The sequence below is a fragment of the Sphingomonas sp. ATCC 31555 genome (assembly GCF_000282895.1).
Taxonomy (GTDB): Bacteria; Pseudomonadota; Alphaproteobacteria; order Sphingomonadales; family Sphingomonadaceae; genus Sphingomonas.
Genome location: NZ_ALBQ01000011.1, coordinates 146,721 through 164,690 on the forward strand (window position 1 = coordinate 146,721; position 17,970 = coordinate 164,690).

At 68.5% G+C, this 17,970-nt stretch carries 15 protein-coding genes and 1 tRNA gene; 9 read left to right on the plus strand and 7 right to left on the minus strand.

Annotation, left to right across the window (positions count from 1 at the left end; genetic code table 11):
* Positions 1-101: 101 nt before the first annotated feature.
* Positions 102-2,177, minus strand: coding sequence for a protein-disulfide reductase DsbD family protein (locus B215_RS0105075; protein ID WP_019368550.1), 2,076 nt, complete (start codon positions 2,175-2,177; stop codon positions 102-104).
* 32 nt (positions 2,178-2,209) lie between these two features.
* Between B215_RS0105075 and B215_RS0105080 the strand changes: the two genes are divergently transcribed.
* Positions 2,210-3,853, plus strand: coding sequence for an alkaline phosphatase family protein (locus B215_RS0105080; protein WP_019368551.1), 1,644 nt, complete (start codon positions 2,210-2,212; stop codon positions 3,851-3,853).
* A gap of 28 nt (positions 3,854-3,881) precedes the next feature.
* Here the strand turns inward: B215_RS0105080 and cmk are convergent, their stop codons facing one another.
* Complete coding sequence (gene cmk / locus B215_RS0105085) at positions 3,882-4,511, minus strand: (d)CMP kinase (RefSeq protein WP_019368552.1); 630 nt, start codon at positions 4,509-4,511, stop codon at positions 3,882-3,884.
* A gap of 186 nt (positions 4,512-4,697) precedes the next feature.
* Positions 4,698-6,023 carry a 3-phosphoshikimate 1-carboxyvinyltransferase gene (gene aroA / locus B215_RS0105095; RefSeq protein WP_026008960.1) on the minus strand — a complete coding sequence of 442 codons (1,326 nt, stop codon included), beginning with the start codon at positions 6,021-6,023 and terminating at the stop codon, positions 4,698-4,700.
* 106 nt (positions 6,024-6,129) lie between these two features.
* Here aroA and B215_RS0105100 point away from each other — a divergent pair, with 106 nt between their 5' ends.
* On the plus strand, positions 6,130-6,456 hold the full coding sequence (locus B215_RS0105100) for a TIGR02300 family protein (protein ID WP_026008961.1): 327 nt from the start codon (positions 6,130-6,132) through the stop codon (positions 6,454-6,456).
* 84 nt (positions 6,457-6,540) lie between these two features.
* Positions 6,541-6,616, plus strand: a tRNA-Ala gene (locus B215_RS0105105).
* A gap of 92 nt (positions 6,617-6,708) precedes the next feature.
* On the opposite strand, the gene B215_RS0105110 is transcribed toward B215_RS0105105, so the two are convergent.
* Positions 6,709-7,605, minus strand: a complete 897-nt coding sequence (locus B215_RS0105110) for a LysR family transcriptional regulator (RefSeq protein WP_019368556.1) — start codon at positions 7,603-7,605, stop codon at positions 6,709-6,711.
* Positions 7,606-7,727: 122 nt separating this feature from the next.
* On the opposite strand from B215_RS0105110, the gene B215_RS0105115 reads away from it, so the two are divergent.
* The 6 genes from B215_RS0105115 (at position 7,728) to B215_RS0105140 (ending at position 14,285) form a co-directional block, all read left to right on the plus strand.
* A complete protein-coding gene (locus B215_RS0105115; protein WP_019368557.1) occupies positions 7,728-9,224 on the plus strand; it encodes a CoA-acylating methylmalonate-semialdehyde dehydrogenase in 1,497 nt (498 codons plus the stop codon).
* A gap of 214 nt (positions 9,225-9,438) precedes the next feature.
* Positions 9,439-10,584, plus strand: coding sequence for an acyl-CoA dehydrogenase family protein (locus tag B215_RS0105120; protein ID WP_019368558.1), 1,146 nt, complete (start codon positions 9,439-9,441; stop codon positions 10,582-10,584).
* Positions 10,581-11,618 carry an enoyl-CoA hydratase/isomerase family protein gene (locus tag B215_RS0105125; RefSeq protein ID WP_019368559.1) on the plus strand — a complete coding sequence of 346 codons (1,038 nt, stop codon included), beginning with the start codon at positions 10,581-10,583 and terminating at the stop codon, positions 11,616-11,618. Before B215_RS0105120 ends, B215_RS0105125 begins: the two co-directional genes overlap by 4 nt.
* Before the next feature lie 12 nt (positions 11,619-11,630).
* On the plus strand, positions 11,631-12,407 hold the full coding sequence (locus B215_RS0105130) for an enoyl-CoA hydratase (RefSeq protein ID WP_019368560.1): 777 nt from the start codon (positions 11,631-11,633) through the stop codon (positions 12,405-12,407).
* 133 nt (positions 12,408-12,540) lie between these two features.
* Complete coding sequence (mmsB, locus tag B215_RS0105135; RefSeq protein ID WP_026008962.1) at positions 12,541-13,416, plus strand: 3-hydroxyisobutyrate dehydrogenase; 876 nt, start codon at positions 12,541-12,543, stop codon at positions 13,414-13,416.
* A gap of 182 nt (positions 13,417-13,598) precedes the next feature.
* Positions 13,599-14,285: a response regulator gene (locus B215_RS0105140; protein WP_019368562.1), complete on the plus strand. Its 687-nt coding sequence runs from the start codon at positions 13,599-13,601 to the stop codon at positions 14,283-14,285.
* On the opposite strand, the gene cobA is transcribed toward B215_RS0105140, so the two are convergent.
* Genes cobA through nirD form a run of 3 tightly spaced genes read right to left on the minus strand, consistent with a single transcriptional unit; the run spans position 14,261 to position 17,968 of the window.
* Positions 14,261-15,067 carry a uroporphyrinogen-III C-methyltransferase gene (gene cobA, locus B215_RS0105145; protein WP_019368563.1) on the minus strand — a complete coding sequence of 269 codons (807 nt, stop codon included), beginning with the start codon at positions 15,065-15,067 and terminating at the stop codon, positions 14,261-14,263. The genes B215_RS0105140 and cobA overlap by 25 nt on opposite strands.
* Positions 15,057-17,645 (minus strand): nitrate reductase, encoded by a 2,589-nt coding sequence (locus tag B215_RS0105150; protein ID WP_019368564.1) that lies wholly within the window; start codon positions 17,643-17,645, stop codon positions 15,057-15,059. Before B215_RS0105150 ends, cobA begins: the two co-directional genes overlap by 11 nt.
* The gene (gene nirD / locus B215_RS0105155; protein ID WP_026008963.1) at positions 17,642-17,968 is read right to left on the minus strand and encodes a nitrite reductase small subunit NirD; all 327 of its coding nucleotides are present in this window, start codon (positions 17,966-17,968) and stop codon (positions 17,642-17,644) included. The genes B215_RS0105150 and nirD overlap by 4 nt, the downstream gene beginning before the upstream one ends.
* Between the last annotated feature and the right edge of the window lie 2 nt (positions 17,969-17,970).

The window sequence follows — 17,970 nt, forward strand, 5'->3', positions numbered from 1 at the left end:
AACGTTCGTGTCGTCGTTCGGATGCATGCTGCAATGCTTCGTTGCGGCGCACAAGCGGGGAAATGGAGGGAGCAGAGATCCTCTTTCGAAAACGCGGAGGATTACTGCCCCTTTGCCAACCCGGTCAGCAGATCCTGTGTCAGCACCTGCGGCAGCACCTCGGGCGTAGCCTTGCGCGGCTTGTACCAGAGGTAGAGTGGCACGCCGGCGCGATTGTGCGCTTCGATGAAGCGGCCGAGCGTGGCGTCGCCGTTGGTCCAGTCTCCCACCAGTACCGCGACCTTGCCATCGGCAAGCGCGCGCTCGACCGCGGCGGTTTCGATCACACCCTTTTCGTTGACCTTGCAGGTGAGGCACCAGTCGGCAGTGAAGTAGGCAAAGACTGGCTTGCCCTGTGCGCGCAGCTCGGTGAGGCGGGCCTCGCTGAACGGCTCGGCGCCGGCTATCGCAGCGGGTTGCCCGCCGGCGGCGGCGGGGCGGACCAGCGCGATGCCGCCGACCGCGACCAGCACCAGCGGCAGCGCGGGCAGCCAGGCGCGGCTGCGTCCCCGGGCCTGTCGCGCGCCCGCCCACCACAGGCCGAGTGTCGCCAGCAGCGTGGCGGCGAGGCCGATCGTCATGCCGTCCACCCCTGCCTGCTTGCCCAGCACCCAGGCGAGCGCAACCGCGGTGAGGAACATCGGAACCGAGAGGATGTGCCGCATCGTCGCCATCCACGGGCCCGGCCTGGGCAGCGCGCGGCGGAAAGCAGGGACGAAGCCCAGAGCCAAGAAGGGCAGGGCGATGCCGAGGCCCAGCCCGCCGAAGATCGCCAGCCCCGCGAACCAGGGCAGCACCAGCGCCGCGCCCAGTGCCGATGCCATGAACGGCCCGGTGCACGGCGTGGCGATGAAGGCCGCCAATGCACCAGTGGCGAAGGCTCCGCCATGGCCCTTGCTTGCGGCCCGGTTGACGACGGCGGGCGTCATGATTTCGAACAACCCGGCAAGGTTGAAGGCGATCCCGGTGACGAGCAGCAGCAGCACCAGGATAACGCGGGGATCCTGCAACTGGAACGCCCAGCCCACCGTCGCCCCGGCCGCGCGGAGGCCGAGCAGCAGGCCGCCGAGCGCGAGGCACACCAGCACCACGCCTGCCGTGTAGGCGAGCGCCTCGGTGCGCGGGCTGCCGCCGTCCTTGTTCGCCTTGGCGAGGCTCAGTGCCTTGAGGCTGAGGATGGGGAAGACGCAGGGCATGACGTTCAGGATCAGCCCGCCCAGCACCGCCGCGAAGAAGGCGCCGATCGCGGCCAGCCACGGCGTCGCGGCGCTGGCGGGCTTGGCGGGCGGTACCGCGCCGGGCGTGGCGGTAACGGTCAGCCCCTGGCCGTCGATCGCCAGCACGCCCTCCAGCTTGGCCGGTGCGGTGCGTGCTTTGGTCTCAATCACCAGCCGGTCGCCGTCGCGCGTCACGCTTTGCGGTGCGGCATAGTCGATCGCGTTCGCGGTCAGCGGGTAGAAGTAGACGTCCTTGGCCGCGGCGTCGGCAGGGTAGGGCACCGCCAGCCGGAGAGCGCCGCCCTCTGCCCGGAAGGCCGCGGGCGTGCTCAGCGGCCGGGGCAGCTTCGCCCGCCAGCCGTCGAATTTCGCGCGGGTCGCGGCGTCGATCGCGCCGTCCCCGATGACGAGGCTGGTTTCCAGCTCGGCCTTTTCCGGCACGCACAGCGTATCGGTGCAGACGAGATAGTCGAGTTTCAGCTTTACCGGCAGCACGCCCTTCGCGTCCGCCGGGATGTGCAGGGTGGTCAGCCGGACGAAGGTGCCTTCATAGACATAGTTCATCAGGCCCGCGATGAGCAGCCGCTGCGGCACGGGATAGCGGAACGCTTCCGCACGCGCGCCGGCAGGCAGCGTCCACTGCGCCTCGGCAGGCAGGCCGGCGTCGCCCGGATTCTGCCAATAGGCGTGCCAGCCCGGATCGGGAGTGGAGATCAGCGCCAGCGTGATCGTGCTGCCGGGTTTCGGGCGCGGCGCTTCTGTCACCAGCGTGCTGCGAACATGCGGGCCCTTGGCAAAGCCCTGCGCCGCTGCCGGCACCGCGTGGCCAAGGAGTAGCAGGAGCGACATCAAAGCGAAACGAAGCTGGGCCATGTCGCCGTCCTTGCCCAGTTCGCCGCGTTCGACAATAGCTGGGTACATCCAACCTCCCACCGTGCCCGGAGCCGGCCTTGATGAAACTGTTTGCACCCTTTGCCGCCGCGCTTGCGCTGGCTGCCGCCACGCCTGCCTTTGCCCAGCAGGCGGCCCCCGCCGCTGCGGCGCCGGCGGCTCCGCCCAAGCTGCTGGTGGTGATTTCCGTCGACCAGTTTTCGGCCGACCTGTTTGCCGAATATCGCGGTCAGTTCACCGGCGGCTTCGCCCGGCTGATGTCGGGGGCCGTCTTCCCCGCCGGCTATCAGAGCCACGCCGCGACGGAGACCTGCCCCGGCCACTCGACGATCCTGACCGGCGATCATCCGTCGCGCACCGGCATCATCGCCAATGACTGGACCGATTTCGCCGCGCCGCGCGCCGACAAGCGGGTCTATTGCGCTGAGGACGAGAGCGTGCCCGGCAGCGATTCGGAACATTACACGGTGTCCGACAAGCATCTGAAGGTGCCGACGCTGGGCGAGTGGATGAAGTCGGCCGATCCACAGTCCCGCGTCGTCTCTGTTGCCGGCAAGGATCGCGCCGCAGTGATGATGGGCGGCCACAAGGTCGACGAGCTCTGGTGGTGGGACGGCAAGGCATTTGTTTCCTATGCCGGCCGCACCGCCCCCGATGCGGTCACTCGGATCAACGCCGCGACGGCTGCGCGCGTTGCCGAGGCGCAGCCGGCGCTGAACCTGCCCGCCTTCTGCCAGGCGCGATCGCGCGCGATCGCGCTGGGCGGCTCGAAGACGGTGGGCGACGGCCGCTTCGCGCGTGCCGCCGGCGACGCCAAGGCTTTCCGGGCCTCGCCCGAATTCGACGATGCGGTGCTGGCGCTGGGCGCAAAGCTCGCCACCGACATGAAGCTGGGCCAGCAGGGGCATAGCGATCTGCTGATCCTGGGCGCGTCGGCGACCGACTATGTCGGCCATAGCTACGGCACCGAAGGCAGCGAAATGTGCCTGCAGCTGCTCTCGCTCGACCAGACGCTGGGCCGGCTGTTCGAGGCGCTGGACCGTACCGGCGTCGACTACCAGGTGGTGCTGACCGCCGATCATGGCGGCCATGACCTGCCCGAGCGCCACCGCGAACATGCCGCGCCGACCGAGCAGCGCCTTACTGCGGATGCCACCGTCGGTACGATCAGCCGTGCCCTCGCCGCCAAGCTTGGCCTCACCGGCGCGGTGCTGGTGGGTGGTCCCGGCGGGGACGTCTACGTCTCGCCCACCGTGCCGCAGGCGAAGCGGGCGTCGGTGCTAGCCGAGGCGGCGAAGCTCTATGCGGCGAATCCGCAGGTGCAGGCGGTGTTCACCCGCGCGCAGATCGAAGCCACGCCGATCGTCCATACCCCTCCAGAGACGTGGAGCCTGCTGGAGCGCGCCCGAGCCTCCTATGATCCGCAGCGTTCCGGGGATCTGGTGGTCGCGCTCAAGCCGCGCGTGACGCCGATCCTCGATCCGGTGGGCGGCTATGTCGCCACGCATGGCAGCTTCTGGGATTATGATCGCCGCGTGCCGATGCTGTTCTGGCGCAAGGGCATGACCGGCTTCGAACAGCCGCTGTCGGTAGAAACGGTGGATATCGCACCGACGCTGGCGGCGCTGATCAAGGTGCCGGTGCCGGTGGAAATCGACGGACGCTGCCTCGATCTGGACGCGGGGCCGGGGGACAGCTGCAAGTAACTTCCGCGGCCGTGCAGGCGAGCGATGCTCAGCCCTGCGCGGTCCGCCGGCGCTCGACCAGTTCGATCGCGCGCTGCACGGCCGCGTCGATCGATAGGAAGCTGGTGTCCAGCGTCGCCGCGTCGGCCGCTTGGGAAAGCGGCGCTTCGCTGCGGCGCGAATCGCGGTCGTCGCGGGCGCGAATGTCCGCCAGCACCTTATCCAGGCTGCTGTTGATGCCGTTCTTGCGAAGTTCGAGATGACGGCGCTGGGCGCGGATCGTCGGCGTTGCCTTGATGAACAGCTTCACCTCCGCATCCGGCGCGATCACCGTGCCGATGTCCCGCCCGTCCAGCACCGCGCCGCCGGGCTGGCGGGCGAATTTTTTCTGTCGGGCGAGCAGCGCGGCGCGCACCAACGGATGGGCGGAAACGATCGACGCGACCTGGCCCACGTCGTCGGTGCGCAGCAAGGGATCGGCGAGCAGCGCGTCTTCGAAGCTGCAGGCGGAAACCGCATCGGCTTCCTTTTCGGGATCGAGCCCCTCGCGCAGCACGCTCGCCGCCACGGCACGATAGAGCAACCCGGTGTCGAGGTGCGGCAGGCCGTAATGCCGTGCGAGTGCGCGGGCGATGGTGCCCTTGCCCGATGCGGCGGGGCCGTCGACGGCGATGATCATGCCACGGCTCCGGCGGAGCAGGTCCGCCGGCGGTGCGGCGTGGCGATCGGCAGGAAAGGCAGCGGAAGCAAGAACACGAAGACCCTGATCGAAAGCGAAACAGGCGGGCGGCGCCAGACCTGCAAGAAATTGCGGCAGGCCACCTGAATCGGGACGATGCCGCGCCTAGTCAAGCCGGAGATGCGATCAGCCGGTCAGCGAGTCCAGCGTGGCGAAGAAGTTCGGATAGCTGGTCGCCACCGGAGCGACATCATCGATCGAGATCGGCTTGGCTGCGGCGAGCGACGCCACCGTCATGCTCATCGCGATGCGATGATCGAGAAGCGTCGCCACCGCACCGCCTCCCGGCAGTGGGGCGCCGGCCGATCCATGGATGGCAAGCCCGTCTTCGAATTCCTCGGTCTCGACGCCCGCCGCCGTCAGCGCGGCACGCATCGCGGCGATGCGATCCGATTCCTTCACCCGCAGTTCGTGCGCGCCGCGGGCGACGGTGCGCCCTTCGGCCAGCGCTGCCGCGACGAACAGCACCGGATATTCGTCGATCATGCTCGGCGCCAGATCGGCGGGCACCTCGATCGCCTTCAGCGGCGCGTGGCGCACCACCAGATCGGCCACCGGTTCGCCGCCCACAATCCGGGCGTTGGTCTCGGCGATGTCGGCGCCCATCAGGCGCAGCGCGGTGATCAGGCCCGTGCGGGTTGGGTTCATGCAGACATTGGCGATGGTGACGTCCGACCCCGGCACGATGGACGCTGCGACCATCCAGAAGCCGGCGGAGGAGGGATCGCCAGGCACAATGATGTGCTGGGGCTGTAGTTCGGCCTCGCCGGTGATCGCGATGACCTTGCCCTCGGGGCTGTCTTCCACCGTCAGCGTCGCGCCGAAACCGCGCAGCATCCGCTCGCTATGGTCGCGGGTAGGCACGGGTTCGATGACGCGGGTGATGCCCGGCGTATTGAGCCCGGCGAGCAGAATCGCCGACTTCACCTGGGCGGAGGCGACCGGCAGCGTGTAGGTGATCGGCACCGCCGGGCACGTGCCGCGCACCATCAGCGGCAGGCGGCCGCCAGGGCTGGCAGTGATCTCCGCGCCCATCTGGCCCAGCGGTTCGATCACCCGGCCCATCGGGCGGCCGGAGAGCGAGGCGTCGCCGACAAAGGTGGCGCTGATCGGGTGGCTCGAAACCAGGCCCATCAGCAGCCGGGTGGAAGTGCCGGAATTGCCCATGTCGAGCGCCTGCGCCGGCTGTTGCAGCCCGCCCACGCCTACGCCGTACACGCGCCAGACGCCGTCGTCGCCACGCTCGACGGTGGCGCCCATCGCCCGCATCGCGGCGGCGGTTGCGAGCACGTCTTCGCCCTCCAGCAAGCCTTCGATGCGACTTTCACCCACGGCCAGCGCCGAAAACATGATGGCGCGGTGGCTGATCGACTTGTCGCCGGGAACGGTGACGGTGCCGCGCAGCGGACCGCGCGCGGAAGCGGTTAAGGGGCGGGAAGGAGCATTCGACATGGCCGCGGCTTTGACAGGCGGCTTGCACCATGGCAAGGCGCGCCCCACTTTCCGGGATCACCAAAATCCCGAACATCCGAACAAGCGAAAGGCGAAGAGGCAACACATGGTGAAGCCGGAATGGGGCACCAAGCGCAGCTGCCCGAAGTGCGGTACGCGCTTTTACGATCTGACCAAGGACGAGCCCGTCACCTGCATCAACTGCGGTTATGCCTGGGAGCCTGAGCCGATCCTAAAGTCCAAGCAGCCGCTGCCGTTCGAAGCCGTCAAGGCCGACAAGGACAAGGCGGAGGCCGAAGATTCGGATCTGGTGGGCGACGACGATCTGGATCTGTCGGCGGACGACGAGGAGCCCTCGGCGGACGACGATGTCGATCTGGGCGGCGACGACGACTTGGGCGTCGAGACCAACAGCGACGAAGACGAAAACTGAGTTGAAAAAAAGTTTGGCAAGGGCACAAAACGGCCCTTGCCAAGCTGGCGAGCCCCTTCTAAAGGGCACGCCTCCCGAGGGAATGGGGCCGTAGCTCAGCTGGGAGAGCGTCGCAATGGCATTGCGAAGGTCAGGGGTTCGATCCCCCTCGGCTCCACCATTTCCTCTCGCTAGGCCGTACCGGGCGTAGCGGAACCGGGCACGAAACCCTGCCGGCCCGCCCTCTTTAGACCAGCTTCAGCGACTCGACGTCTACTCGTCCAGCGTGCCGCGCATGACGTGGTGCAGCGGTCGCATCTCCTCCACCAGCCATGTGAGGAACCGATCGATGCGCGGCAGCCCGCGCAGATCGCGGGGCACCACGAGCCAGAAGCTGCGCTGGATATCAATGCTCGCGCGCAGCACGCGCCGCAGTTCCGGCATCGCATCACCGATGAAGCAGGGCAGGATGCCACAGGCATGGCCTCGCGCGATCATTTCGGCCTGGGCGTTGATGCTGGTGCTGCGCACCTGCGGCACCAGGCGCCGGTCGATTTCGGCCAGGTAGCGCAGTTCCGGCGCATAGATCTGATCGGCGACATAACCGGTCATTCGATGTCCAAGCAGGTCCGCCGGCTGCTGCAGCGGCGGAGCGGCAGCGAGATAGTCGGGCGTCGCGTAAAGCCCCAGCGCATAATCGGTGAGTTTGCGCGCGACGAGCGCACCCGCGCGGGGCCTCGCCAGCATCACCGCGACATCGACTTCGCGCCGGGAGGGACTGAGGAACCCACTGGATGCAATCAGATCGATCTGAATGTTTGGAAATCGCCGCGTGAAGGCATGCAGGCGCGGGGCGATGATCTGCGTGCCGAATCCCTCGGACGCGCTGACCCGGAGGGTGCCGGCCAGTTCCGTCCCGCTCGCTCCCATGCCCACGATGCCGAGCGCCTCCGCTTCCATGCGCTCAACCTGATCCAGCAACTGCTGGCCTTCCTCGGTCAGCGTATGGCCGGTGGTGGCATGTTCGAACAGGCGCCGCGCAAGGGCACTTTCCAGCTTGCGCAATCGACGCGAGACGGTGGTGGCGTCCATGTCCAGCGCCGCCGCCGCACGGCTGAGCCGTTGCGCGCGCGCCACGGCGAGGAAGATGCGGAGGTCGTCCCAGTTCATGCCCGTCTTGTAGCGGCGCAGTGGCTGTGCTGCAAAATTGCAGCTACAACCTGCAACTTCGTGCTCTTGCCTGCGCTACTGGGGTGCTCCAACGAAGGAATTCGGAGAGTGAGGAACCTGATATGCGCTTGATAGAGCATGTGATCGTCGGCCACGCGGGAGGCGGCGCGGGTCGTCGCTCGGACGTGTTCGATCCCAATAGTGGCGCCGTGCAGGCGCAGGTGGCGCTCGGCACCGCCGCCGATCTCGAGCGCGCGGTCGCCGCCGCCCAGGCCGCCCAGCCCGGCTGGGCCGCGACCAACCCGCAGCGTCGCGCCCGCGTGATGTTCCGCTTCAAGGAACTGGTCGAGGCGAACATGGACGCGCTGGCGCATCTGCTCTCCGCCGAACACGGCAAGGTGATCGCCGACGCCAAGGGCGACATCCAGCGCGGGCTCGAAGTGATCGAGTTCGCCTGCGGCATCCCCCACGCGCTGAAGGGCGAATACACCCAGGGCGCCGGGCCGGGCATCGACGTCTATTCGATGCGGATGCCGCTCGGCATCGGCGCGGGCATCACCCCGTTCAACTTCCCGGCGATGATCCCGATGTGGATGTTCGGGGTGGCGATCGCCTGCGGCAATGCGTTTATCCTCAAGCCGTCCGAGCGCGATCCCAGCGTGCCCGTTCGCCTCGCCGAACTGATGCTGGAGGCCGGCGCACCCGAAGGCATACTGCAGGTGGTGCAGGGCGACAAGGAGATGGTCGACGCGATCCTCGACCATCCGGCGATCGGCGCGGTGAGCTTCGTCGGCTCGTCGGACATCGCCCATTATGTCTACCAGCGCGGCGTCGCGGCGGGGAAGCGCGTCCAGGCGATGGGCGGCGCCAAGAACCACGGCATCGTCATGCCCGACGCCGATCTCGACCAGGTGGTTGCCGACCTGTCCGGCGCGGCGTTCGGCTCGGCGGGCGAACGCTGCATGGCGCTCCCCGTGGTGGTGCCCGTCGGCGACAAGACGGCCGATGCCCTGCGCGAGAAGCTGATTCCAGCGATCGAGGCCTTGCGGGTTGGCGTCTCCACCGATGCCGAGGCGCAGTACGGCCCGGTGGTCAACGCGGCGCACAAGGCGCGTGTGGAAGGCTGGATCCAGACCGGCGTCGACGAAGGCGCCGAGCTGGTGATCGACGGCCGCGGCTTCCAGTTGCAGGGCCATGAGCAGGGCTTCTTCATCGGCCCGTCGCTGTTCGACCGCGTGACGCCGGACATGAAGAGCTACCAGGAGGAGATCTTCGGCCCGGTGCTCCAGATCGTCCGCGCGCCCGATTTCGAGACGGCGCTGCGCCTGCCGAGCGAGCACCAGTACGGAAACGGCGTCGCGATCTTCACCCGCAACGGCCACGCCGCGCGCGAGTTCGCGGCACGGGTGAATGTGGGGATGGTCGGCATCAACGTGCCGATCCCGGTGCCGGTGGCCTATCACAGCTTCGGCGGCTGGAAGCGCTCGGCGTTCGGCGATACCAACCAGCACGGCATGGAAGGCGTGAAGTTCTGGACCAAGGTGAAGACCGTCACCCAGCGCTGGCCCGACGGCGCCCCCGACGGCAGCAACGCCTTCGTCATCCCGACCATGGGGTGAGGGTGGTGCGGGCAGGCCTCATTCCTCCCCGGAACGGGGAGGGGGACCAAGCCACGCCGTGGCTTGGTGGAGGGGCCGCCGCGCACGCGGCGGTGTTCCTGCGGCCCCCACGCTCCCCGCGCCTGCGGCGCGGCCCCTCCACCACGCGGCTGTGCCGCGCGGTTCCCCTCCCCGTACCGGGGAGGAATTTCCACGATCCAACACGGCTGAACCCATGACCCACCAGTTCGACCTCACTGACGACCAGCGCCAGATCCAGGAGATGGCGCAGAAGTTCACCGCCGATGCGATCACCCCGCACGCCGCCGAGTGGGACGAGAAGCACGTCTTCCCGCGCGAGACGATCAAGGCTGCCGCCGAGCTCGGCTTCGCGGCGATCTATGTCTCGGAGGAATCGGGCGGCATCGGCCTCGGCCGGCTCGAATCCGCGCTGATCTTCGAGGCGATGGCCTATGGCTGCCCGTCCACATCCGCGTTCATCTCGATCCACAACATGGCCGCCTGGATGATCGACCGCTTCGGCAGCCAGACGGTCAAGGACAAGTATCTACCCAGCCTGGTCACCATGGACCGGCTGGCCAGCTACTGCCTCACCGAGCCCGGCTCGGGCTCGGACGCGGCGGCGCTCAAGACGCGGGCCGTCCGCGACGGCGACCATTACATCGTCACCGGCACCAAGCAGTTCATCTCCGGGGGCGGCGCAAACGACCTCTACCTCACCATGGTCCGCACCGGCGAGGAGGGGCCCAAGGGCATCTCCGCGCTGGTGATCGAGAAGGACATGCCCGGCGTCAGCTTCGGCGCGCAGGAGCGCAAGCTCGGCTGGCACTCGCAGCCGACCGCGCAGGTGATCCTCGATAACGTCCGCGTGCCGGTGGAGAACCTGATCGGTGCCGAGGGCGAGGGCTTCCGAATCGCGATGATGGGGCTGGACGGCGGCCGGCTCAACATCGGCGCCTGCTCGCTCGGCGGGGCGCAGCGCTGCCTCGACGAGGCGGTGCGCTACACCCAGGAGCGCAAGCAGTTCGGCAAGGCGATCGCCGATTTCCAGAACACCCAGTTCACCCTCGCCGACATGGCGACCGAGCTGGAGGCCGCCCGCGCGCTGCTCTACCTCGCCGCCGCCAAGGTGACCGCGGGCACGCCCGACAAGACCCGCTTCGCCGCGATGGCCAAGCGGCTCGCGACCGACACCGGCTCGTCGGTGGTCGATCGCGCGCTGCAGCTGCACGGCGGCTATGGGTACCTTATGGACTATCCGATCGAACGCTTCTGGCGCGACCTGCGCGTCCATTCGATCCTCGAGGGCACCAATCAGGTGATGCGGATGATCGTCGGCCGGGATCTGGTGCGCGAATGAGCGACGTCCTGACGCAGATCGACGGGGCGGCAGCCCGCCTCCGCCTCAACCGCCCCAAGGCGCTGCATGCGCTCAACACCGGGATGTGCCGGGCGATGCTCGACGCGCTCGACGCGTGGGAGCATAACGATGCCATCCACATCGTGCTCCTCGACCATGCCGAGGGCCGCGGCTTCTGCGCCGGCGGCGACATCCGCATGATCGCGGAGAGCGGCGCGAGCGACGGCACCGAAGCCGCCGACTTCTTCCGCACCGAATACCGGCTCAACCACCGGCTGTTCACCTATTCCAAGCCAATCGTCGCCTTCGCCGACGGTATCGTGATGGGCGGCGGCGTCGGTATCTCGCAGCCGGCGCGGTTCCGGGTGGCAACCGAGAACACCAAGTTCGCCATGCCCGAGACCGGCATCGGCCTGTTCCCCGACGTTGGCGGCGGCTGGTATCTTTCGCGGCTGCCCGGGCGGATGGGCGAGTATCTGGCGCTGACCGGCCACCGGCTCGACGGCGCCGAATGTCTCGCGCTCGGCCTCGCCACCCACTACCTCCCCGCCGAGGCGCTCGCCTCCGCCAAGGCGCAGATCACCACCGCGCCCGACAAGGCGCTGGCGATCCTCGACGATCTCTCGATCGAGCCGCCGATCGCCAAGATCCTGGCGCACTACGCGGATATCGACCGGCTGTTCGCTGGCGATACCGTCGAGGACATCGTCGCTGCGCTGGAAGCCGAGGACAGCGAGTGGGCTGCGGCGACGCTGGCCACGCTGCGTACCAAGTCGCCGCAGGCGTGCAAGGTATCGCTGCGCATCGTCCACGAAGGCCGCAATATGCCCGATTTCGCCGCCGAAATGGCGCAGGAATATGCCGTCGCCACCCGCGTCTGCCGCCTGCCCGATTTCGCCGAGGGCGTGCGCGCCGTGATCGTCGACAAGGACAATGCCCCGCATTGGTCTCCCTCTACCCCGGAAGCGGTGGACAGCGCCGCGATCGACGCCATCTTCGCGCCGATGCCGGCCGAGTCGGCGTGGAAGCCCTGAACGGAGAAGAACATGTCCGCTTATGAAACTCTCCTCGTCGAACAGCGCGGCGCCGTCACGCTGATCACGCTCAACCGGCCCAAGGCACTCAACGCGCTCAACAGCCAGGTGCTAAGCGAGCTGCTCGACGTAATGCGCGCCTTCGATGCGGATCCGACCCGGGGCTGCGCGGTGCTCACCGGCAGCGAAAAGGCGTTCGCGGCGGGTGCCGACATCAAGGAGATGCAGGCGCAAGGCTTCGCCGACATGTACGGCCACGACTTCTTCGCCGGCTGGGACGCCTTCACCCGCACCCGCAAGCCGATCATCGCGGCTGTCGCCGGCTATGCGCTGGGCGGCGGCTGTGAAGTGGCGATGATGTGCGACTTTATCCTCGCCGCGGACACGGCCAAGTTCGGCCAGCCCGAGATCAAGCTGGGCGTGTCGCCGGGCATGGGGGGCTCGCAGCGGCTGACCCGCGCGGTGGGCAAGGCCAAGGCGATGGAAATGTGCCTCACCGGCCGGATGATGGACGCCGCCGAGGCCGAGCGCGCGGGCCTCGTCAGCCGCATCCTGCCCGCCGCCGAGCTCGTCGAGGAAGCGGTGCAGACCGCCGCGACGATCGCCGCGATGCCCCCGCTGGCGGTGAAGGCCAACAAGGAAATGGTCAACGTGGCGTTCGAGACAACGCTGGCGCAAGGCGTGCAGTTCGAGCGCCGCCTGTTCCACGCGCTGTTCGGCACCGAGGACCAGAAGGAAGGCATGACGGCGTTCGTCGAGAAGCGCCCGGGGAACTGGACCGGGCGTTGAGTCACTGAACCACTCCCCCTCCCGCGTGCGGGAGGGGGCCGGGGGGTGGGCCCCCGGCATCCGCGACACCATCGCTTGTGGAGAGGGAGCGCCCACCCCCAGCCCCTCCGCCAAGCGGGAGGGGAGTACCTGAATGGCACGCGTAGCATTCATCGGCCTGGGCAATATGGGTGGCGGGATGGCGGCGAACCTCGCCAAGGCCGGCCACGACGTCCGCGCCTTCGATCTGTCCCCGGAAGCGCTGGAGCGCGCGAAGAAGGCGGGCTGCCTGCCTGCCGCCGATGCCGCCGAGGCGATCGCCGGCGCCGAGGCGATCGTCACCATGCTGCCCGCCGGCGCCCATGTGGAGGCGCTCTACACCGAGACATTGCTCGACCATGCCGATGCCGGCGCGATCCTGATCGACTGTTCGACGATCGACGTCGCCACCGCCCGCCGCGTGGCCGAAGCCGCCACTCAGCGCGGGCTGCTCGCGGTCGATGCGCCGGTCTCGGGCGGGATCGCCGCGGCGACTGCCGGCACGCTCACCTTCATGGTCGGCGGCGCAGTCGCGGCGTTCGAGCGGGCGGAGCCGTTCCTCGAGGACATGGGCAAGGCTGTGATCCATGCCGGCGCCAGCGGGGCGGGCCAGGCGGCGAAGATTTGCAACAACATGATCCTCGGCGCGACGATGGTCGCGACGTGCGAGGCCTTTGCGCTGGCCGAGAAACTGGGTCTGGACCAGCAGCGCTTCTTCGACATTGCCTCGGTCTCCTCGGGGCAGAGCTGGTCGATGACGAGCTATTGCCCGGTCCCCGGTGTCGGACCCGAAACCCCTGCCGACCGGGACTATCAGGGCGGGTTCGCCGCGCCGCTGATGCTCAAGGATCTCAAGCTGGCACTGGAAGCGGCGGCGAGCGTCGGCGCGCAGGTGCCGATGGGCGAGCGCGCCCAGCAGCTCTACGCCGCCTTCGTCGAAGGTGAGGGGGCCGGTCTCGACTTTTCCGGGATCATCAAGACGCTGCGCTGATCCGGCGCGCCCGCAGAGGTGCTCTCGACAGCATGGCCGCGATCGGGGCACAAGCACCGGGTGCGCCAGGCAGCTCCACCCGATCCTCCATGTATCGCTGCGGCCCGCTCCAGCCATGGCGCTGGCCCATGCTGTGCCGGCAGCTTCGACGAAACCTTGTTCGTCAGTGGCGTGCAGCCGGCATGAGCCCCTCCCCAACCTTGCTGGTGGTGGAAGACGATGCCGCGATCCGGCGATTGCTGGCCATCGGCCTTGATCGCGCCGGATATCGGGTGGTGGAAGCCGGCACGGCGCATGCCGCACTGGCCGCGCTGCAGGCGGAGCGACTTGATGCGGTGCTGCTCGACCTTGGCCTGCCGGATCGGGACGGGATGGAGCTTGTGCCGCTGCTGAAAGGTGCGGGGGTTGCCGTGCTGGTGATTTCCGCGCGCGACGGCACCGACCAGAAAGTGACGGCGCTGGACCTGGGAGCCGATGACTATGTGACGAAGCCGTTCGACATGGCGGAAGTGCTGGCCCGCGTGCGAACCGCCCTGCGCCATCGTCGTGCGCGCGAGACGGACGCGCCGCCGGTGCGGATCGGCGATGTCGCGATCGATATCGCCAACCGCCAGATACGCAGGGCAGGGGAGGAGGTGCACCTGACGCCGAAGGAATTTGCATTCCTCGCCGAATTGGCCAGGCACCCGGGCCGCGTCGTGACGCATAGTCAGTTGCTGCGCACGATCTGGGGCATCGGCCGCGAAGACGATGTCGAATATCTGCGGGTGGCGGCGCGCGGCGTTCGCCGCAAGCTCGATGCCGATCCTGCCCGGTCGCTGATCCGCAACGAACCGGGCGTCGGCTATCGGCTGATTGCGGAGGGCTGATACGGGCTTGCGGCCCGCTGCTCCGCCGAGAGGGCGTGCCCCGGTGCGGCCGCCTGCGCCATGGCGGCGCCGACCAGGATCAAGGTCGGCCCGTCGCCCGCAAGCCCCTGAACAGCGATCGGCAGCAGATCGAGCCGGGTGTGGAGGAAGCGTTCCGCCGGCAGGCTCACATCGCAGGCGACGAGGACCGGGGTAGATCCCGCCAGCCCGGCGCGCTGCAGTTGTCGGCTGATTTCCGGCGCGGCACCGCGACCCATATAGAAGATCGTGGTGCAGGCGGGATCGGCGAGCGCCGGCCAATCGAGGTCGAGCGGCTCCTCGCCGCGCTTGTGCGCCGTGGCGAACTGAACGCGACGGGCGAGACCGCGCAGCGACAGCGACAGCCCGGCCGCGGCGGCGGCGGCGCTTGCCGCAGTGATGCCCGGACAGATGCGAGTGGCGATGCCTGCGCCCGCCAAGGAGGTTATTTCCTCCATGGAGCGGCCGAAGATCGAAGGATCTCCCCCCTTCAGTCGCACGACGCGCCCGCCCGCCTGGGCCGCCTGCACCAGAAGGCTGTTGATCGAATCCTGGTCCTTGGAATGGCGACCGGAGCGCTTGCCCACCGGCACGCGCTGCACCGCCTTGGGGATGAGGTCGAGGACGCCGGCGCCGACCAGCGCATCGTAGAACACGATGGTCGCGGTGCGCAGCAGCCGTTCGGCCTTGCGGGTCAGAAGATCCGGATCGCCCGGGCCTGCGCCGACCAGCCATACGCTGCCTGCAGGGAAATCATCGACCATGTGCGGCTTCCTTTGGCATTTCGGTGAGGATGCGGGCAAGTGCGGGGCGGCAGGAGCCGCAATTGGTGCCGGCGCCGATGGCGGCGCCAATCGCGGCGACGTCCACCAGCTGCTGATCGCGGATTGCCGCGACGATCGTGTGCAGGCCGACATCGAAGCAGGCGCACACCACCGGCCCGCGATCGACCTGCGCCCCCGGCGCGCGCCCTGCCAGCACCTGCAAGCCCTGGGGGCGGCCAAGCTGTGCGATCAGCCAGTCGCGACCTGGCAATTCACCGGTGCGGGTGACGAACAATATGGCGGCGAGCCTGCCTTCGCGCAGGATGGCGATGCGCCGGGTGCCGCGCGCGGGATCGATCGCCTCGATGCGCTCGCCTTTTGGAAGAGCGCGATCGAGTTCGGTCGAACCGCCACGGCCGGCCAGCTCGAACAGCGCTCCGCCGGGCACGGTAACACGAGTCGCCCATAGGCAGTCGGGCGAGGGCGCGTCGCCATGGACGATCAGAAAGCCGCGCCAGTCAACAGCGACGGGGGTGATCCTGGCCGGGCACAGCTTGAAGCCGGGCTGGCCCGAATGCGGATCGGCAAGGTCACGGGCGAGCAGGCCGGTGCGACCGCCGCTCGATTGGCGGTCGGTCCAGTGGATCGGCGTGAACAGCTCGCCTCGCCGTTGGCCGGAATGATGCGCGACACGAAACACGCTCTCCCCCTGCGGCGTGGTCAGCCGTGCCAGCCCGCCGTCGTCCAGACCCAGTGTCACGGCGTCCTCGGGGTGGATCTCGACCAGTGGCTCCTCCCGGTGGCGCGCAAGCTTGGGCGACAGGCCGGTGCGGGTCATGGTGTGCCACTGATCGCGATAGCGGCCGGTATTGAGCGTCATCGGCCAGTCGCGAAGCGGTGCTTCCAGCGGGCGCTGCGTGACTGCGACCAGCCGGGCATGGCCGGTGGAGGTCGGGTATCGACCGTCCGCGAAAGGCCGTGCGCTCCACTGGAACGGTGCCATCGCATCATAATCGTGATTGCCGATCGCCGCCTTGGCGCGAAGATCGAGCATGCGGGTACCATTATTGCGAAAGGCGGTGAGCCGGGCGTGTTCGCGCCAGATCTCGGCCGGCCGATCATAGGTGAAGGCGGTGCGGAACCCCATCCGCCGCGCCACCTGGGTCACGATCCACCAGTCCGGCTTCGCTTCTCCTGGAAGCGGCAGAAACGCGCGCTGGCGGCTGATCGTGCGTTCGGAATTGGTGACGGTGCCGTCCTTCTCCCCCCAGGCCGCGGCGGGCAGGCGGACATGGGCGTGGACGCTGGTGTCGGTCTCGGCGATCACGTCGGAGACGACGACGAAGGGGCAGGCGGCCAGCGCCTCGCGCACGCGGCCGGCATCGGGCATCGACACGGCGGGGTTGGTCGCCATGATCCACAAGGCCTTGATCCGTCCCTCCCCGACCGCGCGAAACAGGTCCACCGCCTTCAGTCCGGGTTTGGTCGCCATGCGCTCGGCGGCCCAGAAGCGACCGACATCGGCGATGTCCTGCTCCCCGAAGCCGCGATGCGCCGCCAGCGTCGAGGCAAGGCCGCCCACCTCGCGACCGCCCATCGCATTGGGTTGGCCGGTGATCGAGAAGGGCGCCGCGCCGGGCCTGCCGATGCGGCCGGTGGCGAGATGGAGGTTGAGGATCGCGTTCACCTGATCCGTCCCGCGGATCGACTGGTTGATGCCCTGGCTGAACAAGGTCACCGTGCGGGGATGTGCGACGAACAGCTGGTAGAAGCGCTGGAGATCGGCCGGGGGTAGGTCGCAGGTCTGGGCCGTGGTCCAGAGATCGTGGCCCTCGCCCAGCGCTTCCCAAAACCCGTCCGGCGTGTCGAGCTCGCCGGCGTCGGCCAGTCCCTCGGCGCGGCAGTGCGCGAGCAGGCCGTTGAACAGCGCCACGTCACTGCCCGGGCGCAGCGGCAGGTGGAGGTCGGCCTCCTCTGCGGTTTCCGTCCGGCGCGGGTCGATCACCACCAGCTTGGTGCCGCGTTCGGTGCGAGCGGCCATGATGCGCTGATAGAGGACCGGGTGGCACCACGCCGTGTTCGATCCGACCAGTACGATCAGGTCGGCGGCGTCGAGGTCGGCATAGCTGCCCGACACCACGTCTTCGCCGAATGCGCGCATATGGCCGGCAACCGCACTCGACATGCAAAGCCGCGAATTGGTGTCGATATTGGCCGAGCCGATGAACCCCTTCATCAGCTTGTTGGCCACGTAGTAATCCTCGGTCAGCAGCTGCCCGGAGACGTAGAAGGCGACGCTGTCGGGGCCGTGCTCGGCGATTGTCTCGCGGAAGCGACGGGCGACGAGGTCGAGCGCCTTGTCCCAGCTGGCGCGACGCGCGCCGATCATCGGGTGGAGCAGGCGGCCCTCCAGACCAACGGTCTCGCCAAGATGCGTGCCCTTGGAGCAGAGCCGTCCCCGGTTGGCGGGATGCTCGGGATCACCCTCGATGCGCACGGTGCGCTCGCCGGTGACGGTGGCGCGGACGCCGCAGCCTACTCCGCAATAGGCGCAGGTGGTGTGGGTGGCCCTCCTCACGCCGCCGCCCGCACCGGGCTGGCGAGCAGGATCCGCTCGCCTTCCACCCGCACCGGCACCACCGGCGTGCAGCCGACATCTTCGCCGACCGCTGCGCCGGTCGCCAGCGAAATGCGCATGTTGTGGAGCGGGCAGGCCACCGCATGGCCGTGGACGATGCCGGCGCTCAGCGGGCCGCCCTTGTGCGGGCAGCGGTCGATCAGCGCGAAGACCCGGTCGTCATGGGTGCGGAACACCGCGATGGGCTCGCCGCCCAGCGTCAGCGTGCGGCTGCCCCGCAGCGGCAGGTCGGCAAGCGTGCCGATATCGATCCAGTCGGTCATGG

What these genes read in the sequence shown, in the direction of transcription:
- B215_RS0105075 (WP_019368550.1), bottom strand. Translation starts at nt 2,177, where the DNA reads ATGTACCCAGCTATTGTCGAACGCGGCGAACTGGGCAAGGACGGCGAC.
- B215_RS0105080 (WP_019368551.1), top strand. Translation starts at nt 2,210, where the DNA reads ATGAAACTGTTTGCACCCTTTGCCGCCGCGCTTGCGCTGGCTGCCGCC.
- cmk (WP_019368552.1), bottom strand. Translation starts at nt 4,511, where the DNA reads ATGATCATCGCCGTCGACGGCCCCGCCGCATCGGGCAAGGGCACCATC.
- aroA (WP_026008960.1), bottom strand. Translation starts at nt 6,023, where the DNA reads ATGTCGAATGCTCCTTCCCGCCCCTTAACCGCTTCCGCGCGCGGTCCG.
- B215_RS0105100 (WP_026008961.1), top strand. Translation starts at nt 6,130, where the DNA reads ATGGTGAAGCCGGAATGGGGCACCAAGCGCAGCTGCCCGAAGTGCGGT.
- B215_RS0105110 (WP_019368556.1), bottom strand. Translation starts at nt 7,605, where the DNA reads ATGAACTGGGACGACCTCCGCATCTTCCTCGCCGTGGCGCGCGCGCAA.
- B215_RS0105115 (WP_019368557.1), top strand. Translation starts at nt 7,728, where the DNA reads ATGCGCTTGATAGAGCATGTGATCGTCGGCCACGCGGGAGGCGGCGCG.
- B215_RS0105120 (WP_019368558.1), top strand. Translation starts at nt 9,439, where the DNA reads ATGACCCACCAGTTCGACCTCACTGACGACCAGCGCCAGATCCAGGAG.
- B215_RS0105125 (WP_019368559.1), top strand. Translation starts at nt 10,581, where the DNA reads ATGAGCGACGTCCTGACGCAGATCGACGGGGCGGCAGCCCGCCTCCGC.
- B215_RS0105130 (WP_019368560.1), top strand. Translation starts at nt 11,631, where the DNA reads ATGTCCGCTTATGAAACTCTCCTCGTCGAACAGCGCGGCGCCGTCACG.
- mmsB (WP_026008962.1), top strand. Translation starts at nt 12,541, where the DNA reads ATGGCACGCGTAGCATTCATCGGCCTGGGCAATATGGGTGGCGGGATG.
- B215_RS0105140 (WP_019368562.1), top strand. Translation starts at nt 13,599, where the DNA reads ATGAGCCCCTCCCCAACCTTGCTGGTGGTGGAAGACGATGCCGCGATC.
- cobA (WP_019368563.1), bottom strand. Translation starts at nt 15,067, where the DNA reads ATGGTCGATGATTTCCCTGCAGGCAGCGTATGGCTGGTCGGCGCAGGC.
- nirD (WP_026008963.1), bottom strand. Translation starts at nt 17,968, where the DNA reads ATGACCGACTGGATCGATATCGGCACGCTTGCCGACCTGCCGCTGCGG.